Here is a 4,775-nt window from a genome sequence, read left to right as displayed (position 1 = left end):
ACCGGTTGGCGGTACCGGTCACCCGGTTCTCCGGGAAGGCGCTGGCCGTTCCCCTCGACGGAGACGGTATTCCCACCGCCCCCGTCGAGCGGGTGGTCCTGCACAGCGGCAGCGGTGACCTCGTCATGGAGGTCGTCGACCATCGCAGCGTCCGGATCCTTGACGGTGACACCGAGAACCGCGTCACCCTGCACCGTCGTACCCTCGGAGAGTGCCTGGCCGAGGAGTTACGCCACCTGGAGCCGGACGCGGCTTTCGGTGAAGCTCTTCACGGTCTGCCGCGGGTAACCGCGGCCCGCACCGGTGCGTCCGGTGTCGACAGGACCGTCACGGAGAGTCGCCGATGACCGCGGCACAGTGTGAGGTGTGGGCGGATCAGCGGGCGCTGACCGCGGGCGTCGCCCGACGCATCGTCGACATGATCAGCGAGATCCAGCGAGACGGGGGGGTCGGTGGTGCCGACGGTGTGGACGGGTTCGCCCGGATCGTGCTCACCGGCGGCGGCGCAGGCATCGGTGTCCTGCAGGAACTCGCGGTACTGGACCACGCCGCCAGACAGACCGCCGACACCTTCCCTGTCACCGCCGTCGACTGGCGCCGCGTCCACGTCTTCTTCGGTGATGAGCGCTATGTGCCGGTCGACGATCCGGAACGCAATGAGAGCCAGGCTGATGAAGCCCTGCTCGACCATGTGGGTGTCCCCCCGGAGCATGTGCACCGCTACCCGGTGCCGGTGGCGGGTGAGGATCCGAAGGGTCCGGGGCTGGACGCCGCCGCCGATGCCTACTCCCGCACGATCGCCGAGTTCGCACCGGCCGGATTTGATCTGCACCTGCTCGGTATGGGGCCGGAGGGCCACGTCAACTCACTGTTCCCCCACACGCCCGGTGTGGACGCCAACGCGACGGTGGTGGCCGTCCGCGACTGCCCCAAGCCTCCGCCGCAGCGGGTGTCCCTCACCCTGGCGGCGGTCCGTTCCGCCCGGCAGGTCTGGTTGCTGGTGTGCGGTGCCGCGAAACGGGAGGCCGCGGGTCACGCCGTGTCCGGTGACGATCCGGCGCAGTGGCCGGCCGCCGGGGCGCGTGGCCGCGTGGCGACCGTCGTCCATGTGGACGCCGCAGCCGATCCGACCTGACGGCCCCGAAACTCCGAAAACCCTGCACGAAGACCCCCGGGGGGCTCCGAGGAGCCACCCGGGGGTGTTCTCTGTGTTATGCACGGTGCGGGTCTCCGGCGGTGGAGCTGCACCGGCGGCGTCCTACAGGTCGTAGTTGAGGACGAGGTTCAGACCGACGATGGCGAGGACCCAGATCACCGCGGTGATGATGGTCAGCCGGTCCAGGTTCTTCTCGACCACGGTGGATCCGGACAGGCTGGACTGCATACCGCCGCCGAAGAGGCTGGAAAGTCCGCCACCCTTACCCTTGTGCAGGAGAACGGAAAGCCCCATGAGGAGGCTGGTGATCACCAGGAGGATCTGAAGGGTGAGAATCACGGGGTCTGCCTAACATCGGTCGATGGTACGGATTTCATGGACAACGCCCCCATACTAGCACTGACCCCGGGGTCAGGCCTTCGCCGCGGCGGCGCAGAGGCGGGCGAAGTCCTCACCGTCGAGGCTGGCGCCACCGACGAGGGCACCGTCGATGTCGGGCTGGCCGACGATCTCGGCGACGGTTCCGGTCTTCACCGATCCGCCGTAGAGGATGCGGGCGCTGTCGGCGGCAGCGTCGCCGCCGAGTCCACGGAGGACGCCACGGATCGCCTGGCAGACCTCCTGGGCGTCACCGGCGGAGGCGACCTTGCCGGTGCCGATCGCCCACACCGGCTCGTAGGCGACGACGATGTCGGCGAGTCGGTCGGCCGGGACACCGGCGAGAGAGGCGCGGGTCTGGTCCTCAACGAAGGAGACGTGGTCGGCGGCCTCGCGGACGGCGAGGGATTCCCCCACACACACGATCGGGCGCATGTCGGCGCGGAGAGTGGCGACGGCCTTCTTCGCGACGGTGGCGTCGTCTTCGGCGTGGTACTGCCGTCGCTCCGAGTGCCCGACGATGACCCAGGAACAGCCCAGTTTGGCGAGCATACCGGCGGAGACCTCACCGGTGTAGGCGCCTGACTCGTGGACCGAGACGTCCTGGGCACCGTAGGTGACGAGGAGCTTGTCTCCGTCGGTGACGGTCTGGACGCTGCGGATGTCGGTGAACGGCGGAATGACCGCCACATCGACGTGGTCGTAATAGTCGCGCGGCAGAGCGAAGTCGAACTTCTGGACCAGCTGGATGGCCTCCAGATGGTTGAGGTTCATCTTCCAGTTTCCGGCGATGAGCGGGATGCGTCGGGACGCGGTGGCCATGTCGGTCTCCTAGTTCTCGAGGACTGCGATGCCGGGGAGTTCCTTGCCCTCCAGGAACTCGAGTGAGGCGCCGCCACCGGTGGAGATGTGGCTGAATCCGTCTTCGTCGAGGCCGAGGGTGCGGACTGCGGCGGCGGAGTCGCCGCCACCGACGACGGAGAAGGCTCCGGTGGCGGTGGCGTCGATGATGGCCTGGGCGACCCCGCGGGTGCCCTCGGCGAATGCCGGGAACTCGAACACACCCATGGGACCGTTCCAGAAGACGGTCCTCGCGCTGCGCAGCACGTCACTGAAGGTGGCGACAGACTCGGGTCCGATGTCGAGCCCCATCTGGTCGTCCGGGATGGCGTCCACGGCGACCGTGGTGGGCGTCGCGTCGGCGGCGAACGCCGGGGCGACGACAACGTCGGTCGGCAGGACGATGGCGTCACCGTAGCGGTCGAGGAGGTCACGGCAGGTCTCCACCATGTCCTGCTGCAGCAGTGAGGTTCCCACCGACAGGCCCCGGGCGGCGAGGAAGGTGAAGCACATGCCGCCGCCGATGACGAGGTGGTCGACCTTGGGCGCCAGCGCCTCGATGACGGCGAGCTTGTCGGAGACCTTAGAGCCGCCGAGGACGACCACGTAGGGCTTCTCGGGGGTTTCGGAAACGCGGCGCAGCACGGCGAGCTCGGATTCCACGAGACCACCGGCGTAGTGCGGGAGCAGTGTGGCCACGTCGTAGACGGACGCCTGGGCCCGGTGGACCACACCGAAACCGTCGGAGACGAAGGCTCCGTCATCGGCTGTCAGGGCCGCAAGCTCGGCGGCGAAGGCGGCACGTTCGCCGGCGTCCTTCGAGGTCTCGCGGGCGTCGTAACGGACGTTCTCCAGCAGGAGGATGTCACCGTCGTTGAGGCCGTTGGCCCGCTCATGGGCGTCCTCACCGGTGACGTCCGCGGCCAGCGGGACCCACTGCCCGAGTCGCTCGGAGAGGGCCTCGGCGACCGGTGCGAGGGAGAGGTCGGGGTTCACCTCACCCCGGGGCCGGCCCAGGTGGGCGGCGACGATGACGCGGGCACCGGCATCGAGGAGGCGGCGCAGGGTAGGCACCGAGGCGTCGATGCGCCCCGGGTCGGTGATCTCCCCGTCCTTCAGCGGGACATTGAGGTCGGCACGGACGAGGACGTGGCGTCCCTCGACACCGTCGGCGAGGAGGTCGTCGATGGTCTTCACTGGCATGTAGGGGTCTCCTGTGGTCAGGCCGCGGTCACGCGGCGGCTGTCATACACGTTCGGCGGGCCGGTGCGTGAAGGCACCGACCCGCCGGGACATGGGGTACCGGGAACTGAGTCTAGTGGACTTCCCCGATGGGGTTGAACGGGTGGAGCGACCAGTCTCAGAGCCGCTCGGCGACATAGGCGGTCAGGTCGATGAGCCGGTTGGAGTAACCCCACTCATTGTCGTACCAGGAGACGACCTTGACCTGGTTGTCGATGACCTTGGTCAGGCCGGAGTCGACGATGGAGGACGCCGGGTCGCCGACGATGTCGGTGGAGACCAGCGGCTCACCGTCGGAGTAGGTGAGTATTCCCTTCAGCTCGCCCTCGGCGGCCTTCTTCAGCGCGGCGTTGACGGACTCGACGGTGACCGGCTTCGCGGCGTCGAAGGTGAGGTCGGTGACCGAACCCGTGGGCACCGGAACACGTAGGGCGTAACCGTCGAGCCTGCCCTTGAGCTGCGGGAGTACCAGGGAGACGGCCTTGGCGGCACCGGTGGAGGTGGGCACCACGTTGAGGGCGGCGGCGCGGGCCCGGCGCAGGTCCTTGTGGGGGGCGTCGTGCAGCCGCTGGTCACCGGTGTAGGCGTGGATGGTGGTCATCAGGCCACGGACGATGCCGAACTCTTCGTCGAGCACCTTGGCCAGCGGGGCGAGGCAGTTGGTCGTGCAGGATGCGTTGGAGATGATGTCCTGGGTGGCGGGATCGTAGTCGGTGTGGTTGACACCGACGACGAAGGTGCCGTCCTCGTTCTTCGCCGGGGCGGAGATGATGACCTTCTTCGCGCCGGCGTCGAGGTGCGCGCGGGCGGCGTTGGCGTCGGTGAAGAATCCGGTGGACTCGATGACGATGTCGACACCCAGCTCCCCCCACCTGAGGTTCTTCGGGTCCCGCTCCGCGGTGACCACCATGCGCTCGCCGTCGACGGTGATCGAGTCATCGTCATAGGTGACCTCCTTCCCGAGGCGGCCCATGATCGAGTCGTACTTCAGGAGGTTGGCGAGGGTCTTGTTGTCGGTCAGATCATTGAAGGCGACGATCTCCAGATCGGCGTCGCTGTCCTGCAGTGCGCGGAAGAAACTGCGGCCGATACGGCCGAAGCCGTTGATGCCTACACGTACCGTCACGGTGGTCTCCTGATTCGGGTTATGGCGACTGGT

6 protein-coding genes are annotated in these 4,775 nt (G+C 67.9%); 2 read left to right on the top strand and 4 right to left on the bottom strand.

All coding sequences use genetic code 11. The features are described from left to right. Nucleotides 1-347: OpcA/G6PD domain-containing protein (locus tag QZV72_RS08080; RefSeq protein ID WP_297007099.1), on the top strand; the 347-nt coding region annotated here is incomplete at its 5' end. After that, nucleotides 344-1,135: a 6-phosphogluconolactonase gene (gene pgl / locus QZV72_RS08075; protein ID WP_297007095.1), complete on the top strand. Its 792-nt coding sequence runs from the start codon at nt 344-346 to the stop codon at nt 1,133-1,135. The genes QZV72_RS08080 and pgl, both read left to right, overlap by 4 nt. 123 nt (nt 1,136-1,258) lie before the next feature. On the opposite strand, the gene secG is transcribed toward pgl, so the two are convergent. From secG to gap, 4 genes are all read right to left on the bottom strand, one after another. Next, nucleotides 1,259-1,495: a preprotein translocase subunit SecG gene (secG, locus tag QZV72_RS08070; RefSeq protein ID WP_297007092.1), complete on the bottom strand. Its 237-nt coding sequence runs from the start codon at nt 1,493-1,495 to the stop codon at nt 1,259-1,261. 72 nt (nt 1,496-1,567) lie between these two features. Next, complete coding sequence (tpiA, locus tag QZV72_RS08065; RefSeq protein WP_297007090.1) at nt 1,568-2,356, bottom strand: triose-phosphate isomerase; 789 nt, start codon at nt 2,354-2,356, stop codon at nt 1,568-1,570. A 9-nt stretch (nt 2,357-2,365) separates the two neighbouring features. Beyond that, the gene (pgk, locus tag QZV72_RS08060) at nt 2,366-3,577 is read right to left on the bottom strand and encodes a phosphoglycerate kinase (RefSeq protein WP_297007088.1); all 1,212 of its coding nucleotides are present in this window, start codon (nt 3,575-3,577) and stop codon (nt 2,366-2,368) included. Nucleotides 3,578-3,734: 157 nt separating this feature from the next. Continuing rightward, nucleotides 3,735-4,742 (bottom strand): type I glyceraldehyde-3-phosphate dehydrogenase, encoded by a 1,008-nt coding sequence (gap, locus tag QZV72_RS08055; protein WP_297007086.1) that lies wholly within the window; start codon nt 4,740-4,742, stop codon nt 3,735-3,737. Between the last annotated feature and the right edge of the window lie 33 nt (nt 4,743-4,775).

This window comes from uncultured Corynebacterium sp. (assembly GCF_902782855.1).
In the GTDB taxonomy this organism is placed as follows: Bacteria; Actinomycetota; Actinomycetes; order Mycobacteriales; family Mycobacteriaceae; genus Corynebacterium.
The sequence above is the reverse complement of the archived record's forward strand: the minus strand, read 5'-3'. Positions and strand labels throughout refer to the sequence as shown.